The sequence below is a fragment of the Polaromonas sp. genome, assembly GCF_029945925.1.
In the GTDB taxonomy this organism is placed as follows: Bacteria; Pseudomonadota; Gammaproteobacteria; order Burkholderiales; family Burkholderiaceae_C; genus Polaromonas.
This window is the reverse complement of the sequence record NZ_JAQSDN010000049.1, coordinates 147,475-173,103: the sequence shown is the minus strand read 5'-3', so window position 1 is coordinate 173,103 and position 25,629 is coordinate 147,475. Positions and strand designations below refer to the sequence as shown.

18 protein-coding genes and 1 pseudogene are annotated in these 25,629 nt (G+C 63.2%); 13 read left to right on the top strand and 6 right to left on the bottom strand.

The features are described 5' to 3' along the window. From PSV40_RS18085 to PSV40_RS18050, 8 genes and pseudogenes are all read left to right on the top strand, one after another. Positions 1-309 (top strand): annotated as a pseudogene (locus PSV40_RS18085) (histone); the annotation flags it as partial. Positions 310-406: 97 nt separating this feature from the next. Continuing rightward, positions 407-787: a DUF167 domain-containing protein gene (locus PSV40_RS18080; protein WP_300540346.1), complete on the top strand. Its 381-nt coding sequence runs from the start codon at positions 407-409 to the stop codon at positions 785-787. Between the two features lie 92 nt (positions 788-879). Further along, positions 880-2,544: an energy-dependent translational throttle protein EttA gene (ettA, locus tag PSV40_RS18075; protein ID WP_300540344.1), complete on the top strand. Its 1,665-nt coding sequence runs from the start codon at positions 880-882 to the stop codon at positions 2,542-2,544. Positions 2,545-2,736: 192 nt separating this feature from the next. Further along, positions 2,737-3,753, top strand: coding sequence for a hypothetical protein (locus PSV40_RS18070; protein WP_300540342.1), 1,017 nt, complete (start codon positions 2,737-2,739; stop codon positions 3,751-3,753). A gap of 207 nt (positions 3,754-3,960) precedes the next feature. Further along, the gene (locus PSV40_RS18065; protein WP_300540340.1) at positions 3,961-5,013 is read left to right on the top strand and encodes a putative solute-binding protein; all 1,053 of its coding nucleotides are present in this window, start codon (positions 3,961-3,963) and stop codon (positions 5,011-5,013) included. A gap of 106 nt (positions 5,014-5,119) precedes the next feature. Further along, the gene (locus PSV40_RS18060; RefSeq protein ID WP_300540338.1) at positions 5,120-7,276 is read left to right on the top strand and encodes a TRAP transporter large permease subunit; all 2,157 of its coding nucleotides are present in this window, start codon (positions 5,120-5,122) and stop codon (positions 7,274-7,276) included. 75 nt (positions 7,277-7,351) lie between these two features. Next, a complete protein-coding gene (locus PSV40_RS18055) occupies positions 7,352-10,042 on the top strand; it encodes a zinc-dependent metalloprotease (protein ID WP_300540336.1) in 2,691 nt (896 codons plus the stop codon). Positions 10,043-10,093: 51 nt separating this feature from the next. After that, entirely contained in the window at positions 10,094-12,103 is a 2,010-nt protein-coding gene (locus PSV40_RS18050; protein WP_300540334.1) for an ATP-dependent DNA helicase, read from the top strand. 39 nt (positions 12,104-12,142) lie between these two features. On the opposite strand, the gene panC is transcribed toward PSV40_RS18050, so the two are convergent. Both panC and panB read right to left on the bottom strand, forming a co-directional pair. Next, positions 12,143-13,021, bottom strand: coding sequence for a pantoate--beta-alanine ligase (panC, locus tag PSV40_RS18045; RefSeq protein ID WP_300540332.1), 879 nt, complete (start codon positions 13,019-13,021; stop codon positions 12,143-12,145). 19 nt (positions 13,022-13,040) lie between these two features. Beyond that, positions 13,041-13,874, bottom strand: a complete 834-nt coding sequence (gene panB, locus PSV40_RS18040) for a 3-methyl-2-oxobutanoate hydroxymethyltransferase (RefSeq protein ID WP_300540330.1) — start codon at positions 13,872-13,874, stop codon at positions 13,041-13,043. Between the two features lie 133 nt (positions 13,875-14,007). On the opposite strand from panB, the gene PSV40_RS18035 reads away from it, so the two are divergent. Further along, positions 14,008-14,883, top strand: a complete 876-nt coding sequence (locus PSV40_RS18035) for a sterol desaturase family protein (RefSeq protein ID WP_300540329.1) — start codon at positions 14,008-14,010, stop codon at positions 14,881-14,883. Positions 14,884-14,887: 4 nt separating this feature from the next. Here the strand turns inward: PSV40_RS18035 and PSV40_RS18030 are convergent, their stop codons facing one another. Together PSV40_RS18030 and PSV40_RS18025 are read right to left on the bottom strand one after the other, a co-directional pair. Then, complete coding sequence (locus tag PSV40_RS18030; protein WP_300540359.1) at positions 14,888-15,658, bottom strand: ScpA family protein; 771 nt, start codon at positions 15,656-15,658, stop codon at positions 14,888-14,890. 85 nt (positions 15,659-15,743) lie between these two features. Then, complete coding sequence (locus PSV40_RS18025; RefSeq protein WP_300540327.1) at positions 15,744-15,947, bottom strand: DUF3460 family protein; 204 nt, start codon at positions 15,945-15,947, stop codon at positions 15,744-15,746. A 91-nt stretch (positions 15,948-16,038) separates the two neighbouring features. Between PSV40_RS18025 and PSV40_RS18020 the strand changes: the two genes are divergently transcribed. Next, positions 16,039-17,040, top strand: coding sequence for a CYTH domain-containing protein (locus PSV40_RS18020; RefSeq protein ID WP_300540326.1), 1,002 nt, complete (start codon positions 16,039-16,041; stop codon positions 17,038-17,040). A gap of 41 nt (positions 17,041-17,081) precedes the next feature. Here PSV40_RS18020 and PSV40_RS18015 read toward each other — a convergent pair whose 3' ends face one another. Both PSV40_RS18015 and metG read right to left on the bottom strand, forming a co-directional pair. Then, a complete protein-coding gene (locus PSV40_RS18015; protein WP_300540324.1) occupies positions 17,082-18,791 on the bottom strand; it encodes a SulP family inorganic anion transporter in 1,710 nt (569 codons plus the stop codon). Between the two features lie 39 nt (positions 18,792-18,830). Continuing rightward, positions 18,831-20,999 carry a methionine--tRNA ligase gene (metG, locus tag PSV40_RS18010; protein WP_300540322.1) on the bottom strand — a complete coding sequence of 723 codons (2,169 nt, stop codon included), beginning with the start codon at positions 20,997-20,999 and terminating at the stop codon, positions 18,831-18,833. 110 nt (positions 21,000-21,109) lie between these two features. Between metG and apbC the strand changes: the two genes are divergently transcribed. The 3 genes from apbC to PSV40_RS17995 all read left to right on the top strand — a co-directional run bounded on the left by apbC (position 21,110) and on the right by PSV40_RS17995 (position 25,614). Next, positions 21,110-22,228, top strand: a complete 1,119-nt coding sequence (gene apbC / locus PSV40_RS18005) for an iron-sulfur cluster carrier protein ApbC (protein ID WP_300540320.1) — start codon at positions 21,110-21,112, stop codon at positions 22,226-22,228. Between the two features lie 26 nt (positions 22,229-22,254). After that, complete coding sequence (locus PSV40_RS18000) at positions 22,255-24,882, top strand: PAS domain-containing protein (protein ID WP_300540318.1); 2,628 nt, start codon at positions 22,255-22,257, stop codon at positions 24,880-24,882. A 123-nt stretch (positions 24,883-25,005) separates the two neighbouring features. Then, a complete protein-coding gene (locus PSV40_RS17995; protein ID WP_300540317.1) occupies positions 25,006-25,614 on the top strand; it encodes a response regulator in 609 nt (202 codons plus the stop codon). The last annotated feature ends 15 nt before the right edge of the window (positions 25,615-25,629 follow it).

Here is a 25,629-nt window from a genome sequence, read left to right as displayed (position 1 = left end):
GTGAAGAAGGCAGCACCGGCCAAGAAGGCCGCTGTCAAGAAGGCAGCTCCTGCTAAAAAAGCAGCAGCCAAAAAGGCGCCCGCCAAAAAGGCAGCGCCGGCCAAGAAGGCCGCAGTGAAGAAGGCAGCTCCCGCTAAAAAGGCAGCCCCCGCTGCCAAGAAGCCAGCCGCCAAGAAAGCTGCTGCCAAAAAGCCTGCCCCTGCCAAGCCTGCCCCTGCGGCCAAAAAGCCCGCTTCGGCCAAGCCTGCTGCGAAGACCACGCTGAGCCCTCAAGCCGCGTGGCCCTTCCCGACTGGCAACAAGCCCTGAGTTCATCCGCAAGGGTGAACTGGCGGATGGCAACAGCCTTTCGCCTTTCAAGCCCGGCTCCGGCCGGGCTTTTCTTTGCCTGATGAACAATGAGCAGATGGCACCACACCCTACCAACTCGGGCCCCACCGCCATGGTGGCAGCTTGGCCCTGCTTGAGGATGGAAGGCAAAGCCCCGCGTCAGCGCCTGGTCATTGACCTCAGCATCGCCCCAAACGCCAAACGCACGGAAGTGGTGGGTTGGCACGATGGTGCCTTGCGTGTGCGCCTGGCAGCACAGCCTGTTGATGGCGCCGCCAATGACGCGCTGCGGCGCTGGCTGGCCACGGAGCTGAAACTGGCTCAGTCGGGCGTCGAACTGGTGAGGGGCGCCACGGCTCGCCGCAAGCAATGGGCCCTGGACAGCCCCGCGGAGCATGTCTGCCATTGGCTTGAGGGTCTGGTTCAATCGGGCCTGATCACCCCCTGGCCACCCTGAAAAACGCAGAACCTCGGATTGCGGCCCAGGAAAGGCCTGCATTGCCTTAAGCTACACAGTTTGACGAAAGTAACTCGCAAAGCGAGCATTCCATGGCCCAGTACGTTTTCACCATGAACCGCGTCGGGAAGATCGTTCCCCCGAAACGGCAGATCCTCAAAGACATCACCCTGAGTTTTTTCCCAGGCGCCAAGATCGGCGTGCTGGGCGTGAACGGCTCGGGCAAGTCCACCTTCCTCAAGATCATGGCGGGCGTGGACAAGGACATCGAGGGCGAAGCCGTCCCGATGCCTGGCATCAAAATCGGTTACCTGCCCCAGGAACCGGTGATGAACCCAGAGCAAACCGTCCGCGAAGCCGTTGAAGAGGGCATTGGTGGCGTTCTGGCAGCCAAGAAACGCCTGGACGAGGTGTACGCCGCTTATGCCGAAGAAAATGCCGACTTCGACGCGCTCGCCGCGGAACAAGGCGAACTGGAAGCCATCATCGCCGCCGGCGGCTCCGAGAACACCGACCTGCAACTTGAGCTGGCCGCCGACGCATTGCGCCTGCCAGCCTGGGACGCCAACATTGGCCAGTTGTCCGGTGGCGAAAAGCGCCGCGTGGCCCTGTGCCGCCTGCTGCTGTCCAAACCCGACATGCTGCTGCTCGATGAACCTACCAATCACTTGGACGCCGAATCGGTGGACTGGTTGGAACAGTTCCTCAGCCGCTTCTCGGGCACCGTGGTGGCCATCACCCACGATCGCTACTTCCTGGACAATGCCGCCGAGTGGATCCTCGAACTGGACCGCGGATCGGGCTTCCCCTACAAGGGCAATTACTCAGACTGGCTGGAGCTCAAGGGCAAGCGCCTGGACCAAGAGCAGAAAACGGAAGACGCCAGAGCCAAGGCCCTGAAGCAGGAGCTTGAGTGGGTTCGCAAGAACACCAAGGGCCGTCAGGCCAAGAGCAAGGCCCGCCTGGCCCGCTTCGAAGAACTGAGCGACGTTGACTACCAAAAGCGCAACGAGACCAACGAAATCTTCATTCCCGTGGCCGAACGCCTGGGCAATGAAGTGATCGAGTTCACCGGCGTCTCCAAGAGCTTCGGCGACCGCCTGCTGATCGACAACCTGAGCTTCAAGGTGCCCGCGGGCGCCATCGTCGGCATCATCGGCCCCAACGGCGCCGGCAAGTCCACGCTGTTCCGCATGATCCAGGGTGTCGAGCAAGCTGACAGCGGCACCGTCAGCATCGGCAAGACTGCGCAACTGGCCTTCGTTGACCAAAGTCGCGAGGGCCTGGCCGCTGGAAACACCGTGTGGCAGGACGTCTCGGGCGGCCTGGACAACATCGTGGTGGGCAAGTTCGTGATGCCTTCGCGCGCCTACCTGGGTCGCTTCAATTTCAAGGGCAACGACCAGCAAAAGTTGGTGGGCAACCTGTCGGGCGGTGAACGCGGCCGCCTGCATTTGGCCAAAACACTGGCACAAGGCGGCAACGTCCTGATGCTGGACGAACCCTCCAATGACCTGGACGTCGAAACCCTGCGTGCGTTGGAAGACGCGCTCCTGGAGTTCGCCGGCAGCGCCATGATCATCTCCCACGATCGCTGGTTCCTGGACCGCATCTGCACGCACATCCTGGCGTGCGAAGGCGATTCGCAATGGTTCTTCTTTGACGGCAACTACCAGGAGTACGAAGCCGACAAGAAGAAGCGCCTGGGCGAAGAAGGTGCGCGTCCCAAGCGCGTGCGCTTCAAGCCGATTCGCTGATCAAGGCATTGACCCGTCCCAAGCCCGCTTTCACGCGGGCTTTTTTTTGGCGTTTCGCCCGCGAGGCAGGGGTCATCCCTAGGGTTTACGTCGTCGCCGCAGGAAGCCGGGGGGCTAGAATTTCGTGGAGTATTTGGCGACTTGTCGCGCCCCTGAAAAACACCCTCTGGAGACCCCTCAATGATTCCTCGGATGACCCGAATCCTCACCGCCTCCGTGGTGGCTCTTTCCACCTTGACCATGAGCGGATGCGCCTTGCTGGAGTCGGGCACCAGTGGAGTCACTCTGAACATCCTGGAAGAAGGCTTCACACCGCCGACACTCAAGCTGGGCGACGTGGACATGGGCTGCACCTTCGCCTTGGCGAATGGCCCCTTGGTGGGCGCCGCACGCAACTTCTACGGCGACCCTTCGCTGATGGAAACCGTGATGCTGCAATCGGCCGCTGTGTGCTCCGACGCACGGGCCATTGAAGAGGAGTTGCGCTACATCCGTGCCTCGCGCGAAAAGCGCTCGGACGAAGCCCAGGATGCCCGCATTGCTCAAAAGCGCCTGATGGCCTTGTCGGCACACCGCCAGGTCACCTCGTTCGAACGCATGCGCGTCAAGCTTGAGCAAAAATATTTCTTCAAGTACGGCAGCACCTGCCCCAAGTTCAAACGTGACTTTGATGAAATGGTGTACCTGCTGGGCTCGGTCTCTGGCGTGCAAGCCGTTCAAAGCGACATGGGTGCACAACAGGCCGTGGGCGTCTCGCTTGACATCCCCCCTCAGGTTGAATTCGCCATGACGTGCCTGGACAACAAAAAGTGGTGGGGCGCCCCGCAAGCACTGCGCGCGGCCATCTGGAGCATCATCCCCGGTGGCTCTGAAGGCAAGGACGTCAAAGGCACTTTTGAAACCAACATGGCCATTGGCGAAAAAGCCGGTGTGCGCCTGCCTCACGTGATGGCCGCCATTGCCGCCCAAACCGCTGACGACTCGGCTGCAGTGCGCGCCGCCATCAAGCGCTTTGCCACCATCGAGAACTTCAAGGTCAACACCGACTACCGACTGGTGGACTCGATTGCCGAAGCCCAGATGATCATCATCTCTGACCGCATGTGGACTCAGAACACCGGCTCGCGCACCCCCATCAACAGCCTGGGCAAGTTCTGGGATGACAAGGCAGGCGGTGCGGCCATCGATGCGGACAGCTTCCTCAAGTAAACGCGTTTAACGTCTTGAATTTACTAGGGAAACTCCCTCCCCCGTGGGTGGGGGTCGGGGTTTACCTGAGGGAACATTTGAGCGGCTATAGTTACAAAATCAACGATCCCGCCCACAGCCGTGGTCAGATTTTTACGCACTGAAAAACAAGTGTAGTTAGCGCCGAATCACATCGGCGCATGTTTTTTCTGGTACCTAGGAGACTTCATGAAGATGGTCAAAACCATGAGCAAAATCAGCGCCGCTGCCGTTTTGGCGTTGAGCGCAATGTCAGCCGCACAGGCCGCGCAACGGATCTGCGTGTATGACCTGCTGGGCGCCTCGGGTGACCTCTTCAGCATGGCCAAGGACTACGTGATCGCAGCTCAACGGCATGGTGTGTCGATTGAGTTGAAGGGCTACACCGACGAACGTGTCGCGACCGAAGACTTCCGCACCGGTCAATGTGATGGCGTGATCGCCACAGCATTCCGCACCCGCCAGTTCAACCAGGTGGCAGGAGCCATCGATTCACTGGGTGCCACCACCATCGTCAAGGATGGCAAGATCGACATGGCGGCCAGCTACGAAGTGGTGCGCCGCATCGTGCAAACCTACTCCGATCCCAAGGCTGGCAAGCTGATGATCGATGGCAACTACGAAGTGGGTGGCGTGATCCCACTGGGCGCGGCCTACCCCGTCGTCAACGACCGCAAGATCAACACCGTGGAAGCCCTGGCCGGCAAGCGCATTGCCTCGTTCGACTACGACAAGGCCCAGGCCGTGATGATCCAGAAGATCGGCGCGCAACCCGTGTCGGCCGACATCATGAACTTCTCGTCAAAGTTCAACAACGGAGCGGTGGACTTCATCGCCGCGCCCACGCTGGCCTACAAGCCCCTGGAACTGTACAAGGGCATCGGCAAGAATGGCGCCATGGTGCGCTTCCCGATCCTGATCCTGACTTACCAAGTCATCCTGAACAGGACCAAGTTCCCCGAGGGTTTTGGCGACCAATCACGCGACTACTGGCTGACCCAGTTCGACCGCGCCTTGCAATTGGTCAAACAATCCGACGCCAGCATCCCTCCATCCACCTGGATGGAGTTGAGTTCTGAGAATGCTTACAAGTACACCCTGATGCTGCGCGAGTCACGCATCGACATCGCTCAGAAGGGCCTGTATGACAAGCGGGGGCTGAAAATCATCAAACGCATTCGTTGCAGCGTGAATCCTGCAGATCCTGAATGCGCGACCAAATCAGAAGAAGACTGGAAGTAAAAATTCAGGCCCCATGAAGGCCTGACTTCAAACCAAACCGGGGGCTCAAAGCCCCCTTTTTCCTACTGGTGGACGCATTTTGCTGCGATGCACCAACTGAGCGATCATGATCACTTCCAACCCTCGACAAATTTTGGGCCGTTCCCCGCTGGAATGGTTCTCTAGCCTACCGGTGTTTGCACTGCTGCTGCTGACCTTGATCATTGGCACCGGTGAAATGATGCACGGCCAGTTGCTCCGACTGGGTGAGTCCATGTTCGGCGATCCGGCCGCACAAGTGCAGTATTTCATGCTGCGGGCAGAGCCGACCAAGCCGTCGTGCGATGCCAATCAAGACATCGAGGTGGAGCTCCAGAAGCAGGCCGCAGCCAAAGCCAGCGGCAGCACCGCTGGCGACGACGTTGATGATCTCTTCGGCGAGCAAGCTCCCCAAGATCCGACCGTGGCGCGCAAGTCCATGGAACAAGCCATCCAAATTTGCAAGGCCAAGCACGATCTTTATCGCCGCGTGCAAGAGCATCAGACCACCCAGGTCAAGATCTACCGCACCATCGAGACCAGCTTCTTCGGTCTGTTCCAGGTGGGCACTGAGAACCGCCCTCTGATTCTGCTGCTGATGGTGTCCATCGCCGCCATCACCACCACGCTGGGGTTCCACCACATCGGGATCCGTCCCGGCCACTACACCCGAGACTACCTGGTGCAATCCATCTCCCAGGCCGTTGCGGCCGGATTGCTGCTGTACTCGTGTGTCAGCTACTACCAGATCCTGCAAGGGTCCGGCGTGCCGATCGAACACCCTCTGCTGCACTACGTGTGGATGGCCTTCTCCGCCTCTATCCTGGTGATCAACCTCAAGCGCATCGTGATCCCGGTGAAGTCGGAGCATGGCGAAGGCACCTGGGGTGCCGCCTTGCTGGCCATCCCGCTGTATGCATACATGGGCATCAACGCAGGCCTGTACTTTCTGCTGAATAAGCACCCCGCTGGTCTGGCCATCTACGTCAACCAGCTGATGGAGCTGCCCACCATCTTCCTGAATCTGGGCCTGTTCATTTGGGCGGGCATGCTGCTCAAGCAAAGCCGCATCATCGACTTGTTCATGGACCTGCTGCGTCCGTGGCGCCTGTCGCCTCAGTTGCTGACCTACATCATCCTGTTGGCCGCTGCCGTGCCCACCGCCTACACCGGCGCCTCGGGCATCTTTGTGATCGCCGCAGCCGGCATCATCTACCACGAGGTGCGCGCCTCGGGCGGTTCGCGCCAGTTCGCATTGGCCGCCACGGCCATGTCAGGCTCGCTGGGCGTGGTGCTGCGCCCTTGCCTGCTGGTAGTGCTGATTGCCGCGCTGAACAAAGAAGTGACGACCAACGGCCTGTACCACTGGGGCTTCTACGTCTTCCTGCTGACCTCAACACTGTTCTTCCTGACCTCCCAGATGCTGCGCACGCAGCGTGCCTCGATCGAATCGTTCCGCGTGGCGATCCCCGGCACCCTGCGCGCCGTGATTCCCACCCTGCCCTACCTGGGCGTGGTGGTCGTCGTGGTGGCCACGTACGAATACGCGCTGGACACCAAGCTGAACGAAATCACGGCGCCCACGATCATGCCGGTGATGCTGTTGATCATCCTGATCTTCGACAAGATCATCAACAAAGGCAAAACCGAGATCACGCCCGACTACGCCAGCCATCGCCAGCCCGGCGTGGAGCGCTCCATCCGTTTCGCCACCAACGAGACCATCGGCCACATTGGCGCCCTGCTCAGCCTGATGACCTTGTCACTGGCAATGGGCGGCGTGATCGAGCGCTCGGAGATCATGAACCACTTCCCGCACGTGTTCGAGAACCATTGGACGGCCATGGCTTTCCTGGTGATCACCATGGTGTTCCTCGGCATGATCATGGATCCGTTCGGCGCCGTCGTGCTGGTGTCTGGCACCCTGGCCCCAATCGCTTTTGCCAATGGCATCGATCCAGTCCACCTCTGGATGATGGTGCTGGTGGCGTTCGAGTTGGGCTACCTGTCCCCCCCCGTGGCGCTGAACCAATTGCTGACGCGACAGGTCATCGGCGAAGCCGAGGTCAAGCTGGCCGACGGCGAAGTCAAACACCTGGGCTTCTACCGACGCCATGAGCGCTGGATCCTGCCCCCGGTGGTCATGGTCATCGGCCTGGCCATCGTGGCCTTCGGACCGTTGGCGGTGCAGGACTTCCCGGAGTTGGCCTTCGTGAAAGATTGGTTCCCGCTGCCGCCCCCCTAAGCCAGCGGGGTAACTTCTCGACCAACCCGGTCCCTGTGCATGCAAGGGCCGGGTTTTTTCTTTGATACTGGCTGCATGAACTTGCCTCCCCCCCGTTCTGCCTTGTGGGCCCACCGACTGGCACTGCTCTTGGTTTTACCCCTGTCAGCGTGCAGCACCCTGCAAAGCGGCGCCGTCCAGTTGATCGGCTGGACATCGCCGCCCACCGTCCCGCCGACGGCGGCCACCCCCGCCCAGATACCCGTCCTCGGGCAAGCCCCGGCTTTTGACACGGTCATCAAAGGCGCGGAGCGCATGGACGGCCTGCTGCCTTTGTGGAAACGGCAAGACAAGGTCTGGATCGAACTGGTGCCTGCCAATCTGGGCCGCGCTTTTTTCTTGTCACCCACGGTGGTCACTGGCATTGGCGAGGCCGGTGTTTTTGGTGGGCTGATCACAAGCCGTTCCGCCCAGGTCGGTCGCCCACAGTGGGTAGAGTTCCGCCGAGTACAACAGCAAGTGCAACTGCTGGCCATGAACGCGGCCTACACGGCGCAAAAAGGCACGCCTCAGGAATTGGCGGTTCAGGCCGCGTTTTCGCCCAGCCTGTTGGCCAGCGTGGGCGTGGCCAGTGCACCACAGGCCCAGACGGGGGCCATCCTGATCGAAGCCAACCCCTTGTGGGTGAACGACATGTTGGGCTTGGGGCTGCAGCTTCAGCGCGCCTACAAACAAAACTATGCGCTGGATTCGCGAAATTCGGCGCTGTCGGTGGCGCGCACCCAAAGCGACCACTTGAGTTTTGACATCCTGCACCATTTCGCCACCAGCGCCCTCGCGGCGGGCAGCGGCACCGCGGGCGGAGTGGCGCCAGGTGTGCCCACCTCCGTGCCAGACCCACGCAGCCTGTTCATCAATGTGCGCTACAGCCTGAGGTCCTTGCCGGAAACCGCCATGAAACCGCGCGCTGCAGATCCCCGCGTTGGTTACTTCACCACCACGGTGGCCGACTTCACGCAAGACCTGGCACGCACCCCGCGGCAGCGCTTCATCAGCCGTTGGAGGCTGGAGAAAAAGGACCCGGCCGCTGCCCTGTCCGAGCCCACGCGGCCCATCGTCTATCAGCTCGACCCCAACATTCCGCTGGCCTATCGTCAGGTCATCACCGAAGGTATCCTGGCCTGGAACCAGGCCTTTGAAGCCATCGGCATCAGAGACGCGATTCAGGTGCGCGCGCCGTCGCCCGGCAAGGCGGACGAGGCGCTGGGTTCAACCCGGGCCACTGTGCGCTGGATGACCAACAGCCAACCCGGTTTTGGTGCCATCGGGCCCACGCATGTGGACCCACGCACTGGCGAAATCCTGCAGGCGGACATCGCCCTGGAAAGCCTGTCATCGCGTTCGATTCGCACCTTGCGCAGCGAAATCATCGCCGCACCATCCGCCCACTCGGCCGACGATCAGTGCACGCATGCGGCTGAAGCGGCCGAACAACTGGGCTATGGCCTGGACCTGCTGACGGCATCAGGCCGCCTGGACCCGGACAGCCCAGACGTTCAGGCCTTCGTGTTGGCCTATCTGAAAGACACGACCATGCACGAGGTGGGACACACCTTGGGTTTGCGGCACAACTTTCGGGGCTCGCGCTGGCACACCGCAGAGCAACTGGCCGATCCCGCTTTGACGCTGCGTGAAGGCAATAGCGCCTCGGTGATGGACTACGCGCCGATCAACCTGCCGCTCCCAGGCCAACCCGCACCCGCCGCTTTCCAGACCACCTTGGGGCCTTACGACCATTGGGCCATCGAGTATGGCTACAAGCCTTTGGGCAGCGCTGAGACGGCCGAGTTGCAGCGCATCGCCGAGCGCAGCGCCGACCCGATCTGGTCAGACAAGTTGGACTTTGGCACCGACGAGGACGATTACCTGGGGCTCGACCCCCAATCGCTCACCTTTGACCTGGGCCGTGACCCCCTGGTCTTTGCCCGCCAGCGTTTGACCATCGCCAAAGACTTGATCGCCCGCCAAGCCCCGGAAAAAACGGGCGCAGCCCACGACCCCAGTTTGTTGCGCCGACGGGTCACCTACGCTTTGCGCGACGTGGGACGCACCTCGCAAATCCTGTTGCGCCAGGTTGGCGGCTTGATCACTCGGCGCAACCCGAGCGACAACGGGCGGGATCCCCTGGACCCCTTGCCCGCCGCCACGCAGCGAACGGCCCTGGACCTGATTGCCCAGGAGCTGTTGTCACCGCGGGCCCTGAGCCTGTCGCCCGCCCTGCAACGTCGCATGGCGCCCGACTACTTTGAGCGGAGCGAGGGCAGCGGCACCCGGACCGACTTCTCCCTGGCCGACACCTTGCTATCGTTGCAGCGCCTGGTCCTGGACACGCTGATGGCCGATGGCCTGGGCGAGCGCATGTTGGACAACATCGACCGCACACGCGACCGCCGTGAAGCGCCGCTGACGCTGCGCGAACTGCACCAGCGCGTGACGGATGCCGTTTGGGGCACATCCGGGACCGCTCCCACGGGCGATGATGCGCCTTGGCGGCGCAATCTGCAGCGAGAGCACGTGAACCGGCTGTCCGCCTTGGTGCTGCGATCGGCCAGCAACCGGGCCGATGTGCGCTCTGTGGTTCGCGAGCAAGCCAGAAATTTGCTGACCACGCTTCGGTCCAGGCCATGGGGCGGCAGCCCCTCCAGCACCTCCGAGGCACACCGTCGCGATTGCGTTGAGACCCTGGAGCGAGCCCTCAACGCGTCGGTGGTTCGCGCAAGCCCCTGAAGGAGGGAGATCGGCAGGCCTGACAATGGGCGCTGCCACTTTTTGCCCACCATGGACCTGCCCACGATTTTCTCCGCCTCCGGCCCCCTGGCCCGCGCCTTCGATGGCTACCACGTGCGCCACGAGCAAATCGAAATGGCGCAGGCGGTGGCGCAAGCCATCCACGACGCCAGCACCGTGGTGCTGGAGGCTGGCACTGGCGTGGGCAAGACCGCGGCCTACTTGGTGCCCTCGCTGCTGGAAGGCGGCAAGGTCATCGTGTCCACCGGCACCAAGGCGCTGCAAGACCAGCTCTTTCACCGCGACCTGCCCGCCGTGCGCGCAGCCCTGGCCGTGCCGGTCAAGGTGGCCTTGCTGAAAGGCCGCAGCAACTACCTGTGCTGGCACCACCTGAACGGCGCCAATCAGGACGCGATGCTGAGCACCCGCCAAGAGGTCAAAGACCTGGGCCTGATCAACCGCTTCATCCACCTTAGCCCCACGGGCGACAAGGCCGAATGCCCGACCGTGCCCGAGCACGCCACCATCTGGGCCCGCGTCACGTCAACGCGTGAGAATTGCCTGGGCAGCGAGTGCAAGCACTACACCGATTGCTTCGTGATGAAAGCCCGGCGCGAAGCCCAGGATGCCGACGTCGTCGTGGTCAACCACCACCTGTTCTTCGCCGACCTGATGCTGCGTGAAGAAGGCGTGCCCGAGTTGCTGCCCAACGCCCAGACCGTCATCTTTGACGAAGCACACCAGTTGCCCGACACCGCCACGCTGTTCTTTGGCGACTCGGTCTCGACCGCGCAGTTGCTCGACCTGCTGCGGGACGCCCTGGCCACCGGCCAGACCCAGGCTCGCGATGGGGCGAAATGGAATGATGTGCTGGCCCCGCTGGACCGCGCCACCCGTGATCTGCGCCTGTGTTTTGGGCCTCAAACGCAGCGGTTGGCCCAGCCCCAATTGGGCACGGCCCATCCTTTGCACGCCGCCCTGCTGACCTTGCGCGAAGCCTTGTCCGAGGTGCGAGACGCGCTGGAATCACAAGCCGACCGCAGCCCCGACCTAGCCCAGTTGCAGCGCCGCGCCCATGCGTTGATGCAACGCCTGTCGGCCTGGGGTGCGCCCGAGCGGGCCAACGAGCCCGAGCTGTGCTGGGTCGATGTGGGCACCCATGGCCTGCAACTGCACCGCACGCCCATCTCCGTGGCCGACGTGTTCCGCCGCCAGCGCCTGGGGCTCACCGACAACGCGTTCGAGTCTGACGAGAACCCTGGCAACGAGGCCGGGCCTGACACAGACGAAGCCAAGAATGAAGTCCCGCGCAGGGCCTGGATCTTCACCTCGGCCACCCTGGCGGTCAAAAACGACTTCACGCATTTCACGCAGGCCCTGGGCCTGGAAGATGCGCACTGCCAGGCTTGGTCCAGCCCCTACGATTACCCGACGCAGGCCATGCTGTATGTGCCGGAAGGCCTGCCACCGCCAAGTGCCGCGAACCACACCGAAGCGCTGGTGGAATCCGCCTTGCCCCTGATCCGTGCCAACCGGGGCCGCGCCTTTGTGCTGTGCACCAGCCACCGCGCCGTGCAGCGGGCGGCTGATCACCTCAAGAAGCTGTTCGATCAAGGCGGCGATCCGTTCCCCGTGATGCGGCAAGGGGATGCGCCCCGCACCACCCTGCTGGACGACTTCAAGCGCGCGGGCAATGCGGTGCTGGTGGGCAGCCACAGCTTCTGGGAAGGCATCGACGTCAAGGGCGATGCACTCACGCTGGTGGTGATCGACAAACTGCCCTTCGCACCACCCGATGACCCAGTCTTGGCCAAGCGCCTGGAACTGCTGGAGCAAGAAGGCGGCAACCCCTTCATGGAGCACCAGGTGCCGCAAGCCATCATCGCGCTCAAGCAGGGCGCTGGTCGGCTGATCCGCAGTGAGACCGACCGGGGCGTACTCATGATCGGCGACGTGCGTTTGATCGAAAAGCCTTACGGCAAGCGGATCTGGCAAAGCCTGCCGCCCATGAAGCGCAGCCGCAAGGAAGACGAGGTGGTGGCTTTTCTGAGCACCCTCTGACGAGGCTTGTTGGCGCACAAGCCCGGCCAAGCTGCTCGGTCAAACTTCCAAGTTGTCGATCAGGCGGGTCTTGCCCAACTTGGCGGCGGTCACCACCACCAGGGGTTCGCTGCCCAGCAATTCGGAGGCTGAAGGCGGCAGCAAGTCGCGCTGGCGGCGGATGCTGACGTAGTCTGGCACCCAGCCCTGCTGCGTGAGCTTATCCAGGGCCTGCGCCTCGATCTTTGCCAGGCCATCGCAGGGCAAGCCAGTGCGGCCTGCCAGGACGAGGTCCCGCACCCGCTGCAACGCCTGGGACAACTGCACCGCCTGGGCTCGCTCTTCGGCACTCAGGTAACCATTGCGTGAAGACAAAGCCAGGCCATCCTCGGCGCGCGCGGTGTCACCGCCCACGATGTCGATGGGCAGGGCCAGCTGCCGCACCATGCCCTTGATGACCATGAGTTGCTGGTAGTCCTTCTTGCCAAACACCGCCGCGCGCGGGTGCACGATGTTGAACAGCTTGGCCACCACCGTGCACACGCCCGTGAAAAAGCCAGGCCGGAATTCGCCTTCCAGCAAACTGGCCAGCTCTTCCGGCGGCAGCACCTTGTAGCCTTGCGGCTGCGGGTACAACTCAGCTTCATCGGGCGCGAAGACCACGTCGCAACCCGCACCAGCCAACAACTCGGCATCACGGGCCAGGGTGCGCGGGTAGCGGTCGAAGTCCTCGTGGGGCCCGAACTGCAGGCGGTTGACGAAGATGCTGGCGATCACCAGCCCACGGCCCCAAGCCGCCTGGTCGGCCAAGCCGCGAGCCTGTCGGATCAAGGCCAGGTGGCCTTCGTGCAGGTTGCCCATCGTGGGCACGAACACCGGCGCATTCGGGGCTTCGGCCACGGTGGTGCGCAACTCGGCAATGGTGTGGATGATCTTCATCGGGGGCGACAACCGTCAATCAATAACCGTGGATGGCTTCATCGGGGAAGCTGCCGTCTTTGACGGTCGACACAAAGCGGCGGATGGCATCGTCGATCGAGCCGCCCTCGGCCATGAAGTTGCGCACAAAGCGCGGCAGCTTGCCCCGCGTGATGTTCAGCATGTCGTGCAGCACCAGCACCTGGCCGGCCGTGCGTTGGCCCGCGCCAATGCCGATGGTGATCATGCCCGGGTTGTCGGTCTGCACGGCGGCGGCGACATCGGAGGGCATCAGCTCAAGCACCGCCATCGCGGCGCCGGCCTGCGCCAACTCCTTCGCATGGCGGCGCAGGGTCTCGGCCCCGGCCGCATCGCGACCTTGGATGCGGTAGCCCCCCAGCGCGTGCACGCTTTGCGGCGTCAGGCCCAGGTGGGCGCACACAGGGATGCCACGCTCGGTGAGGAAGTGCACGGTCTCGGCCGTCCAGCCGCCACCTTCGAGCTTGACCATGTGGGCACCGGCTTGCATCAAGGCCACGCTGGAGCGCAAGGCTTGCTCGCGGCTTTCCTGGTAGCTGCCAAAGGGCAGGTCGCTGACCACCCAGGTGTGGCGGTTGGCACGCACCACACAGCGTGTGTGGTAAATGATGTCGCCCAGGGACACGGGCACCGTGCTGGACTGGCCTTGCACGACCATGCCCAAGGAGTCACCGATCAGGATGCAGTCCACCCCGCAATCGTCCAGCAGGCGGGTCATCGACGACTCGTAGCAGGTCAGCATGGTGATTTTTTCACCCTGCGAATGCATCTCGCGCAGGCGGTGCAGGTTCAAGGGCTTGCGGGCGGGCAAGGCAGCGGGGGTCACTGAACTCATGTCGCGGGGGTCTGGTGCCAAAGTGGCGCGATTCTAGGCCGACAAGCCGCCGCGTGCGCGGGAAATTCTGCAAGCGCCCACCGGGGAGTGGGACTAGCATGTCAGTTCGTGGTGGATGAGGCTTGGACCAGACATGGCCGCTTGGTGGACAACGTTGAATCAAATCGGGCTGGAAAAGGTTTTCCTGCTCCTGATGGGTCCGATTTTCATGGCCTGCATGGCATTCGAGGCCTGGTGGCTGAACCGTCGGCAGCAACAGACTTACACGGTCAAAGGCACCGCCATCAACACCAGCCTGGCCCTGAGCCACGCAGTGGCCGACGGCATCGCCTGGGCCTTATTGGTCGGCCTGTTTGATCTGATCTACCAGCATCGCCTGTTCAACATCGCCATCACCTGGTGGAGCGTGGTCGGGCTGCTCGTGGCGCAAGACTTTTGCTATTACTGGTTTCACCGCGCCAGCCACCGCGTGCGCTGGATGTGGGCCAGCCATGTGACGCATCATTCTGGCGAAACCATGAACCTGTCGACCGCCTTGCGGCAAAGTCCCACTTACCCCATCTCTGGCATGTGGGTGTTCTGGCTGCCCCTGGCCTGGCTGGGGTTCGAAACCCGCCACGTGATCCTGGTGGTGGCCGTGAGCTTGGCCTATCAATTCTTTGTGCACACCGAGTCCGTGCGCAAGCTGCCCCGGTGGTTCGAGGCTGTCTTCAACACGCCCTCGCACCACCGCGTGCACCACGCTCGCAACCCACAGTACCTGGACCGCAACTACGCGGGGGTGCTGATCATCTGGGACAAGCTGTTCGGCAGCTTCGTGCCCGAAGAGGCACCCTGCGATTACGGCATCGTCAAGCAAATCCACACCCACAATCCCCTGGTGATGATGTTCCACGAGTGGCAGGCCATGGGGCGCGATGCGAGGCGGCCCGGGCCGCTGTGGCTGCGTTTGAAGCACCTGTGGGCGCCGCCCGACTGGGAGCGCGTGGAGCGCAAGGCGCGCCGATGACCGATCAGGCCGGGTGGTAGGCCAGGCGCACGTAGATGGGCGCAAACGCCTCGGCCTGCGTGATCTCGAGCAAGCGCTCCTTACCCAACTCCAGCAGGGCGATGAAAGTCACCACCAGCACGGGCGGGCCCCGCGACACGTCGAACAGGTGTTCAAACTCCACAAAACGCTGGCCCTGCAAGCGTCGCAGCACGATGCCCATGTGCTCGCGCACCGACAGCTCTTCGCGCGTGATGATGTGGTGGGTGTTGAGCTTGGCGCGCTTGAGGATGTCGGCCCAGGCCTCGCGCAAATCCACCAGGGCGACATCGGGGTGGCGCACGCGCACCGACGGGTCGTTGTGCACCTGCACGCGCAGAAAATCGCGGCCCAGTTGCGGGATCCGGGTCAGCCCCGCCGCGGCGAGCTTCATCTGCTCGTATTCGATCAGGCGGCGAACCAGTTCGGCGCGCGGGTCCTCGGCCTCTTCACCGTCTTCCGACTTCTTGGGCGGCAACAGCATCCGAGACTTGATCTCGATCAGCATGGCCGCCATCAGCAGGTAATCGGATGCCAGCTCGAGGTTGTGCTTGCGGATCTGATCCACGTAGGCCAAATACTGGCGCGTCACGTCGGCCAGCGGGATGTCCAGGATGTTGAAGTTCTGCTTGCGGATCAGGTAGAGCAGCAAGTCCAGCGGGCCTTCAAAGGTCTCCAGGAACACCTCTAGCGCGTCTGGCGGGATGTACAAATCCAGCGGCATCTGGAACAAGGGCTCGCCATACAGGCGCGCCATCGCCACGCGGTCAACGACCTCGGGCAAACGGTTCTCGTCCAGGACTTGTTCGCTCACGCGCGTCTTTCAATCAAACCGAAAAAGCTCAGTCGCCCTTGGTTTGATAGACGTAGGGCTGCTGGGCCACGTTCGATTCGCGGAAGTCGAGCTGGGCGTCGCGGTCAACGGCCTTGTCCCAGAGCAATGAGCGGCCCTGGCGCTGGCGGTCTTCCAGCTGAGGGTCGCGCTGCTTCAGGCTGTCGATGAACTGCGTCACGTCAGACTTGTAGGGCTTCCAGAAAAGCGGCATGGTGGGCACCAGTCAAAAGAGAGAATCAATCCGGCATTTTATCGGCCTGCGCCGCGCTTGAGGGCCAGGGCCGCCGCCACAATCAGCCCTTATGCAGGAAATCGAACTTAAATTTCAGATCCCGGCCGATTCGCTGGGGCATTTGTCGGCCGAGATTGAACGCTTGCCGGGTCACGCGCGGGAGCGTCTTCAGGCGCATTACTTTGACACGCCGGATCGCCGCCTGGGCCAAGCACGCAGCGCCTTGCGGCTTCGCAAGGAAGGTGAACGCTGGGTTCAGACGCTGAAAGCGTCGGGCGCGAACACGATGATCCGGCTGGAAGACAACCAGCCCGCGCGGGCGCCCACCGAGGGCAGCGCCGCCCGAATTGACTTGAGCCTGCACCTGGGCTCGCCAGCCGAAGCCTCGCTCGTCAGGACGCTGGGCTGGCATCCAGACCAGGACCGGCAAGGCGAACAGACCGGACTGGTCGAGCTGTACCGCACCGACATTTGGCGCCAGACTGCCCGCGTGGCGGTGGGCCAAGGCACGCCCAAGGCCGGCGTGGTCGAGCTGGCCTTGGACCTGGGGCACATCCACGCGGGCGATTTGAGCGTGGCGGTGCAAGAACTGGAGATCGAACTGGTGAGCGGCCACCCGATGGCCGTCATCGCCATGGCCCGAGATTGGGTGCTTGGCCACCACCTTTGGCTGGACACCCAGACCAAGGCGCACCGGGGTGATCGCTTGGCGCGCCAGGCCGCGGGCGAGGCAGCAGTGGCTGTTTCGCCATCGAAGACCCGCGTCGGTGTCGACCTGGCCCAGGCTTTGGAACAACTCACGGACGCCATGAGCGCCGTCGCCGCCAGCCCGGCCCCTGACCTGCGGCAGGTCAAATCGTGGCGGCAGTCATTGCAGGGCCTGGTTGTGATGAGCCAGGCCCATCCAGCCGGGGGCTCGACCGACCCGCAAGCGTCGCCCTTTCCCCATGGCGCCATGCCTGAGGTTCAAGCCTTGCTGCTGGCGCTGCAAGACCATGGACAAAGCGCCGCTTTGGCTCGCGCGCCCCGCACCACCCTGCTTTGCCTTGACCTGTTTGCCGCGCTGCTGTGAGGCCCGCGGCTCACAGCAAGGCACGCATGGCACTCACCAAATCACTGAATCAATTGATGCGCCCGCAGCAAGGCCGAGGGCAAATCCTTGACCACATTGGCCGCGCCCAAAGTTTCATCATGGTGAGCCCGGTGGATCAAGCCCAGCGGTTGCTCGTTGACTTCGCACAGCACCAGTGGGATGTCCTGGCGCGCCAGGGCACGCCGCAACTGGAGCAAAGCCTCCAGCCCGGAGGTGTCGATCGCGATCAGCCGGTGAGCTTCCAGCACCACCACGCGGGCACTCGATGGCAACTGGTCGGCCAGGTCCTCGACCTTGCCCACCGCGCCAAAAAACAACACGCCATACAACTTGAACACCGCGATTTGTGGATCGACCATGGCCAATGGCTCGATGCGGAAGAGCGTGCTCATGCGGTAAATGAAGAACACGCAGGCCAGCACCAGGCCCACCTCCACCGCCACGGTCAGGTCAAAAATGACGGTCAGCAAAAAAGTGCCAACCAGAATGGTTCGGTAGGTGTAGTTGAAGTGGCGCAGCTTGATGAACTCGCGCCACTCACCCATGTTCCAGGCCACGAACAGCAAAATGCCCGACAGCACCGGCAAAGGCACGTGAACAGCCAAGGGCGCGGCCACCAGCACGATCAGCAGCAAAGCCAAGGCATGGACCATGCCGGCCACCGGGCTGGTGGCGCCGGCCCGCACATTGGTCACCGTCCGGGCGATGGTGCCCGTGGCCGGAATGCCGCCGAAGAACGGCGCCACCATGTTGGCCACGCCTTGCGCCATCAGTTCCTGGTTGGGGTTGTGACGCCGCAGGTCCGTGAGGTTGTCGGCCACGCGGGCACACAGCAAGGACTCGATCGCGCCCAGCAAGGCAATCGTGATCGTGGGAATGAACAGATTGCGCACGCCCTCCCAGCTGAAATCTGGCCAGGCCAGGTGCGGCAAGGCCTGGGGGATGCCACCAAAACGAGAGCCGATGGTGGCCACCGGCAGTTGCAGCAACGTGGCCACCACGGTCAGCACCAGCAAGACCACCATGGGCGCCGGCATGCGAGACGCCAGGCGGAAAGAGCGGGCCTCCAGCATGATCTTGGGCAGCATGCGCCCGGGCGAGAACATCCGGGGCCAAGCCCACAGGCACAGCACCGTCAACACACCCAGCCCCAAGGCAAAGGGATTGAACTCATGCGCATGGGCGGCGATGGTCATGATCTGCCCGACAAAATCAGCCGGCATGCGCTCGGGGCTCAAGCCCAGCAGGTCCTTGAACTGAGACAAGGCGATCAGCACCGCGATGCCATTGGTGAAACCGATGACGATGCTGACCGGGATGTACCGCACCAGCACGCCCAGGCGGAACAGGCCCAGCACGAACAACAGCATGCCCGCCATCACGGTGGAGATCAGCAGGTTGGCCACGCCGTAATGCTGAACGATACCGTAGACGATGACGATGAAGGCGCCCGCCGGCCCCCCAATCTGCACGCTGGATCCGCCCAGGGCTGAGATCAGAAAGCCCGCGATGATGGCGGTGAACAAGCCTGCTTCTGGCTTGACCCCCGAGGCGATCGCGAAGGCCATGGCCAATGGCAAGGCCACGATGCCCACCGTGAGGCCCGCCCCCAGGTCGGCCATGAACCGGCCCCGGTTGTAGCCCTTCAGGTCGTCCAGCAGGCGGGGTCGGAAAGGGGCCAGGTCAAGGCCCAAACGCCTGATCCAGGTCGTCGGCAAAAGGCGGCTCATAGGGCGTTCAGGTGAGCAAGCCTTGTGCCAGATCTCGGTTTAGCGGACGCGCATACCGGGTTGTGCGCCGGGGAAGGGTTCCAGCACGTAGATGCCGGGATGGGCCTTCTCATCGGCGTGCGAGCCGGCCAGCACCATGCCTTCGCTGATGCCGAACTTCATCTTGCGCGGCGCCAGGTTGGCCACCATCACGGTCAGCTTGCCGACCAAGTCTTCGGGCTTGTAGGCCGACTTGATGCCGCTGAAGACATTGCGCATGCGGCCTTCGCCCACATCCAGCGTCAGGCGCAACAGCTTGTCGGAGCCCTCGATATGCTCGGCGTTGACGATCTTGGCAATGCGCAGATCGACCTTGGCGAAATCGTCGATGGTGATCGTGGGGGCGATCTCCTCGCCGCCGGGCCGCCCCAAGGCCAGGTGCTCCCCCTCGGGGGGCATGGGGGCTTTAATCCCGCCGCCGGGCTTGGGGGCCTCGACCACGGCAGGTGCTGGGGGCTCGAACAGCGCTTCCAGCATCTTCGGATCGACCCGGGTCATCAGGTGTTCGTACTTGCGGATGGTGGTGACCGGCGTGGCACGTTCGGCCCAGTTCAAGGGCTGGTCAAAGCCCAGGAAGTCAAAGGCACGGCGGGTGACATCCGGCAGGATGGGGCTGAGGAACAGCGTCAAATACTTGAAGCCTTCCATGCAGGCCGAGAGCACTTCGTGCAAGGCGCTGTTCGCGGCATGCTGGGCGCTGTCCTTCGCCAGCTCCCAAGGCTTGGCCGTGTCGAAGTACTGGTTGATCTCGTCGGCGGCGGCCATGATGTCGCGCAAGGCCTTGCCGAACTCGCGCTTGTCGAGCGACTCGGCGATCACGGCTTCGCGGCTGATCACGGCCTGCAGCGGGATCATCTCTTGCAGCTTGCCTTCGTCGCCCGCATCCAGGTGCGCCAGGTTGCCTTCAAAGTACTTGTGGATGAAGTTGGAGCAGCGGCTGGCGATGTTGACGTACTTGCCCACCAGGTCGCTGTTGACGCGCGCCACGAAGTCTTCGGGGTTGAAATCCACATCTTCGACCTTGCTGTTGAGCTTGGCGGCGATGTAGTAACGCAGCCATTCGGGGTTCATGCCCAGGCTCAGGTACTTGAGCGGGTCCAGGCCGGTGCCTCGGCTCTTGCTCATCTTGTCGCCGTTGTTGATGGTCATGAAGCCATGCACATTGACTTGCGACGGCAGCTTGCGGCCGCTGAACTTCAGCATCGCGGGCCAGAACAGGGTGTGGAAGTAGGTGATGTCCTTGCCGATGAAGTGCACCTGCTCCACCGCCGGGTCGGCCATGAACTCATCAAAACTGCGGGTCTCGCCATACTTGGCCTTGGGGCCACCGTGGGCGAAATAACTTTTCAGCGAGGCCAAGTAGCCTACCGGCGCGTCCAGCCACACGTAGAAATACTTGCCCGGCGAGTCCTTGGGTAAATCAGGAATCTCGATGCCAAAGTAAGGTGCGTCGCGGCTGATGTCCCAATCGCTCAGGCCACCCTCGCCGTTTTCATCTTTGGTGAACCACTCGCGGATCTTGTTGCCGACCTCGGATTGCAGCTTGCCATCTTGCGTCCAGGCCTCCAGGAACTCGGCGCAGCGCGGATCGGACAACTTGAAGAAATAGTGGTCGCTGGTCTTGCGCACCGGCGTGGCACCGCTCAGGGCCGAATAGGGGTTCTTCAGTTCGATGGGCGAATACACCGCACCGCACACCTCGCACGAATCGCCATATTGATCCTTGGCGCCGCACTTGGGGCACTCGCCCTTGATGAAGCGGTCGGGCAGGAACATGCTCTTCTCGGGGTCGAAGAACTGTTCGACCGGACGCACGGTGATCAGGCCCGCCTCGCGCAGGGCCCCGTAAATCTCTTTCGCCAGCGAATGATTTTCCGGGCTGTCGGTGGACGACCAATGGTCGAACGCGATGTGAAAACCGTCCAGGTAAGGCTTGCGGCCCGCCGCGATGTCGGCCACAAACTGTTGCGGCGTCTTGCCAGCTTTTTCAGCCGCGATCATGATGGGGGCGCCGTGGGCATCGTCCGCCCCCACGAAGTGAACGCGGTGCCCTTGCATGCGCTGGAACCGCACCCAGATGTCGGCCTGGATGTACTCCATGATGTGGCCCACGTGAAAGTGGCCGTTGGCATAAGGCAGGGCTGTCGTGACAAAGAGCTGACGTGGCATGGCGACAAGGGCTTGGGGAAAGTCCGTGATTTTAGGCCGCGCTAGACTGACTGCCTGGATTAGTTTTCACATCCATCTTCCCTCCTCGCCTGCCCACCGACTTTGCCAGCATGACCCTACCCGCACCATCCGCCTTAGAAACCGCCGCACGCGCCGCGCTCAGCGCCGTCATCGACCCCCTGACCGATCAGGATTGGGTCAGCGGCAAGCAGCTCAAATCGCTGCGGGTGGAACAAGGTCAAGCCACCGTGGACATTACCCTGGGCTACCCGGCCCCGTCGCGCTGGCCCGCCTACACGGCCCTGGTCATGCAAGCGCTTGACGACGTGCCCGGCATTTCCAACGTGGAAGTGAACTGGAGCACCAAGGTTCAGACGCATGCCGCGCCGCGCGGCCAAGCCCCTCTGCCGGGCGTGAAAAACCTGATCGGCATCGCCTCCGGCAAAGGCGGTGTGGGCAAAAGCACCACCGCCATCAACCTGGCCCTGGCCCTGGCCGCTGAAGGCGCCAGCGTGGGAATGCTCGACGCCGACATCTACGGCCCCAGCCAACCCCTGATGATGGGCCTGAGCGGCCGCCCGGACAGCCCCGACGGCAAAAGCATCGAGCCGCTGCGCAATCACGGCCTGCAGATGATGTCGATCGGCCTGCTCATCGACGAGAACGCACCCACCATCTGGCGCGGCCCCATGGCCACCCAGGCGGTTGAACAACTGCTGCGCCAGACCCGCTGGGGCGCCACCGATGAGCCACTGGACTACCTCATCGTCGACATGCCACCTGGCACCGGTGACATCCACCTGACCCTGTGCCAACGCGCCCCGCTCACCGCCGCCGTGATTGTCACCACCCCGCAGGACATCGCCCTGCTGGACGCCCGCAAGGGCCTGCGCATGTTCGAGAAAGTGGGCGTGCCGGTGCTGGGCGTGGTCGAGAACATGGCCACCTACCACTGCCCCCAATGCGGCCACGAAGCCCACATCTTTGGCGAAGACGGCGGCAAACGCCTGGCCGAAGAGACCGGCGTGCCCTCGCTGGGCTCCATGCCTTTGGACCTGAACATTCGCCAGCAGGCCGACAGCGGCAACCCCACCGTCGCGGCCGACCCGAACGGCAGGCTGGCGGGCCTGTACAAGGACATGGCCCAACGCCTGGCCGCCGGCTTGTCCAAGTTGCCCAGAGACTATTCGGGCAAGTTGCCGGGCGTGACCGTCGCGCCCAAAGCCTGACCTCCTTCAAGACCCGCCGCCCAGTCATGAGCAACCGCCTCGACGACGCTTGGTTCGATCTGGTGCCCCAGGCCTTGGTTGAATTCGACGAACATGGCCGCCTGCTGCGCAGCAACGCGGCCTTTGCCACACTGATGGGCAAAGCCGTGGCCCCTGGCGCGCTGCTGGGCCATGAGTCTGAAGCGCTGCAAAAACTCACCGGCTGGGATGCCCCACTGGCCTTGCTGGGCCTGGCGCCTGGCGCACCGCCCTTGAGCAACCTGGCCTGCGTCGCCCAGGGCACCGCCAACCAACGCTATCTGCGCAGCGAGGTCCATGCCCACCCACGCTTGGCAGGCCAGCCCGAGCGCTTTCTGTGTGTGGTGCACGACACCAACCCCATGGCCTTCGTGGTGCAGACGCCGCGCCCACCCGACTTCACCAACACCAGCGGCGAACCCACCGGCATGATGGGGTTCGACCAGGACCAGTTGCTGCACGAGTTGCGCACCATCCTCGAAAGCAGCCCCGCCGGCATCGCCTACCTGCGCGACAACATCCTGGTGCGTTGCAACCGCCGCTTCGAACGCATGCTGGGCTTGAGCCCCGGCACCTTGACTGGGCAGCACCTGGACGCCTTGCTGGACAGCGATCCGCGCATCCGCCGCGTCGTCGATCAGTCCAAGGTCGAGTTGCTGAGCACCGGCCAGTTCGAAAGCGAGCTGGAAATCGTCGCTCCGGGCTACCCCACGCGCTGGTATGCGCTGTCGGTGCGCCGCATCGGCCCCCGCACCGACACCCTGGAAGTGATTGCCGTGCTGTCGGACATCACGCGCATCCGCTCGCAACAAGCCCAGTTGGAAGCCCTGGGCCGCGACCGCGACCTGATGTTCACCATGTCCGGCGTGGGCATCGCCTTCGTGCGCGACGGCCTGGTGCACAGCGCCAACCCGGCCCTGGCCAGCTTGCTGGGACTGGACCACCAGGACATGGCGGGCCGGCCCCTCGCCAGCCTGTACATCACCGATGTCGATACCAGCACCCTCGCCAGAACCGACGACCAGATCCTGGCGCAGCTCAGCGAGCAAGGCCACTGGCAAGGCGAGCGGGCCCTGCGGCATCCTCGCGGCACGCCCTTGTGGGCCGAAGTCAACCTGCGCCTGGTCAAGCCCGACCACCCTGAAGAAGGTTTCATTGCCTCCTTCGTCAATGTCGACGACCGCCACCGCGCCGAGCAGAACCTCACACTGCAAGCCGACCGCACCCGCGCCATCCTGGACTCGGTGTTCGTGGGCATCGTCACGCTGGATTCGGGCGGCATCGCCTGGATGAACCGCTCAGCCCGGCGCATGTTCGGTGGCGACCTGCCCGACTTTCTGGGGCACCCGCTCAGCACCGTCGCCACGCCCGACATTGACCACCCCTTCCGCCTGACCGGCTACCTGGACGACCTGCTCGATGGCCAGTCCCACACCTTCGAATGCCAAGTCATGGGCCGGGACGGGCGCGTCTTCTGGGTCGTCGGCAACGCCGTGGTCACCCTCGGTGAGTTCAACGAGCGCCAGATCACCTATGCCCTGATGGACATCGACCGGCGCCGCGAAGCCGAGGCCCTGACGGTGGAAGCTCAAGCCACCCTGCAGCGCATCATCGAGATGGCACCCATGACCATCACGCTGTGCGACGCCAAAACCCTGACCGTGATCCAGGCCAACCAGGCCGCCTCGGCGTTCATGAAGATCGAGCCCGCCAGGGCACCCGGCTTGACCCCAGAGCAGATCCACGGCGCAGACCGGGGGCGGCAATTGCGCGCGGACATGCTCAGGGCCCTCGATTCGGCCAAACCACTGCAGCGCGAGTACAAATTCGAGCAAGGCTCGGGCATGCAAACCTGGGACGTCAGCTACCTGCCCTTGTCACACGATGGCCAGACCGCCGACCAACTGCTGCTGGTGGCCTCGGATGTCAGCGAGCAACGCGCCGCCGAGCAAGCCCGGCTGGAGGCCGCCATTGCGCAGCGTGAAATGCTGGTCAAGGAAGTGCACCACCGCATCAAGAACAACCTGCAAGGCGTGGCCGGACTGCTGCAGCAGATCGCGGCCCGCAAGCCGGAAGTCGCCTCGGCCATCTCCGAGGTGGTCGGCCAGGTTCAGGCCATCGCCCAGGTCTATGGACTACAGGTGGGCGCGGGCGGCCCATTGCGCCTGAAAAACGTCATCGAAGCGATTGCACAGTCGGTGCAGCGCACCTTCAACCGAACCATCACCCTGGTGGTGGAAGGCTGCAACACCTCGGATTGGCAACTGCCGGAAGCCGAATCCATCCCCATCGCGCTCAGCCTCAATGAACTGCTCACCAACGCCCACAAGCATGGGCAGGCTGGCGAGTCCCTGACCTGCTCCATGCTCTGCAGTGAACAACAGGTCTGCATCGAGATCCGCAACACGGGCGTGCTGCCCGAAGGCTTCAACGTTCACCGGGTTCCTGGCGGCGTGTCTGGGCTGGGGCTGGTCCGAGCCCTGCTGCCCCGCCGCAGCTCCAAGCTCAGCATGACGCAGGAGGGCGAACAGGTCGTGACCCGAATCGAGCTGAACCCGCCGGGCGTCAGTTTGGTGCTCACCCCCCACATCCCGGGTGCTCCCTCTGGCCAGCAGATTGCACTTTGGCCACAATGAGGGAGGAATGCCGTGCAAAATGGCGAATCAGTCTTGACGTGATCTGAGGCCCTGGGCCTTCGCCGCGTTCCAGGGCTTCTCGGCCCAACGAGGATGGACGTGAATCACAAAGGCAAAATTTTGGTGGTAGACGATGATCGGCTGGTGCTGGCCACGTTGACCCATGGCCTGTCACAAGCCGGCTACGAGGTGATCGACGCCGACAACGGCGACGACGCCATCCTGCTGGCCCACGAACACAAGCCCGAACTGGCCCTGCTGGACATCCGCATGGAAGGCAAAACCGGCTTCGACGTGGCCGCCTACCTGCGCGAGTATTGCCAGATCCCCTTCATGTTCCTGTCGGCTTTTGCCGACGAGGCCACGGTAGCGCAGGTCAAGGAGCTGGGCGCCGTGACCTACCTGGTCAAGCCGCTGGACATCCAGCAGATCGTGCCTGCCGTGGAATCCGCCTTCGCCAACCGGCGCAAAAACGCCGCCGAAGCGGAAGCCCAGGCCACGCAGACGGCCACCCAGGCCAAAACGTCCGCATCCGCGTCAAGCGCAGATCCTTTGGCGCAGACCGTGGCGCTGGCCGTGGGCATCGTCATGCACCGGCATTCGCTGGGGCGCGGCCAGGCCCTGGATCGCTTGCGCAAACAGGCGCAGCAAGAAGGTCGCACCACCGAGGCCTGGTGTGAACGCCTCTTGGACGCTCAGGAAGTTTTGTCCGGCTTGGGGCCGCTGAACTGACCGAACCGAAGCATT

Excerpts from the sequence above, each read along its gene's own strand:
- PSV40_RS18055 (WP_300540336.1), top strand. The coding sequence starts at position 7,352 with ATGAACTTGCCTCCCCCCCGTTCTGCCTTGTGGGCCCACCGACTGGCA.
- PSV40_RS18070 (WP_300540342.1), top strand. The coding sequence starts at position 2,737 with ATGACCCGAATCCTCACCGCCTCCGTGGTGGCTCTTTCCACCTTGACC.
- panB (WP_300540330.1), bottom strand. The coding sequence starts at position 13,874 with ATGAGTTCAGTGACCCCCGCTGCCTTGCCCGCCCGCAAGCCCTTGAAC.
- PSV40_RS18015 (WP_300540324.1), bottom strand. The coding sequence starts at position 18,791 with ATGAGCCGCCTTTTGCCGACGACCTGGATCAGGCGTTTGGGCCTTGAC.
- PSV40_RS18035 (WP_300540329.1), top strand. The coding sequence starts at position 14,008 with ATGGCCGCTTGGTGGACAACGTTGAATCAAATCGGGCTGGAAAAGGTT.
- PSV40_RS18020 (WP_300540326.1), top strand. The coding sequence starts at position 16,039 with ATGCAGGAAATCGAACTTAAATTTCAGATCCCGGCCGATTCGCTGGGG.
- panC (WP_300540332.1), bottom strand. The coding sequence starts at position 13,021 with ATGAAGATCATCCACACCATTGCCGAGTTGCGCACCACCGTGGCCGAA.
- PSV40_RS18080 (WP_300540346.1), top strand. The coding sequence starts at position 407 with ATGGCACCACACCCTACCAACTCGGGCCCCACCGCCATGGTGGCAGCT.
- metG (WP_300540322.1), bottom strand. The coding sequence starts at position 20,999 with ATGCCACGTCAGCTCTTTGTCACGACAGCCCTGCCTTATGCCAACGGC.
- PSV40_RS18025 (WP_300540327.1), bottom strand. The coding sequence starts at position 15,947 with ATGCCGCTTTTCTGGAAGCCCTACAAGTCTGACGTGACGCAGTTCATC.
- PSV40_RS18050 (WP_300540334.1), top strand. The coding sequence starts at position 10,094 with ATGGACCTGCCCACGATTTTCTCCGCCTCCGGCCCCCTGGCCCGCGCC.
- apbC (WP_300540320.1), top strand. The coding sequence starts at position 21,110 with ATGACCCTACCCGCACCATCCGCCTTAGAAACCGCCGCACGCGCCGCG.
- PSV40_RS18060 (WP_300540338.1), top strand. The coding sequence starts at position 5,120 with ATGATCACTTCCAACCCTCGACAAATTTTGGGCCGTTCCCCGCTGGAA.
- PSV40_RS18065 (WP_300540340.1), top strand. The coding sequence starts at position 3,961 with ATGAAGATGGTCAAAACCATGAGCAAAATCAGCGCCGCTGCCGTTTTG.
- ettA (WP_300540344.1), top strand. The coding sequence starts at position 880 with ATGGCCCAGTACGTTTTCACCATGAACCGCGTCGGGAAGATCGTTCCC.
- PSV40_RS18000 (WP_300540318.1), top strand. The coding sequence starts at position 22,255 with ATGAGCAACCGCCTCGACGACGCTTGGTTCGATCTGGTGCCCCAGGCC.
- PSV40_RS18030 (WP_300540359.1), bottom strand. The coding sequence starts at position 15,658 with ATGGCGCGCCTGTATGGCGAGCCCTTGTTCCAGATGCCGCTGGATTTG.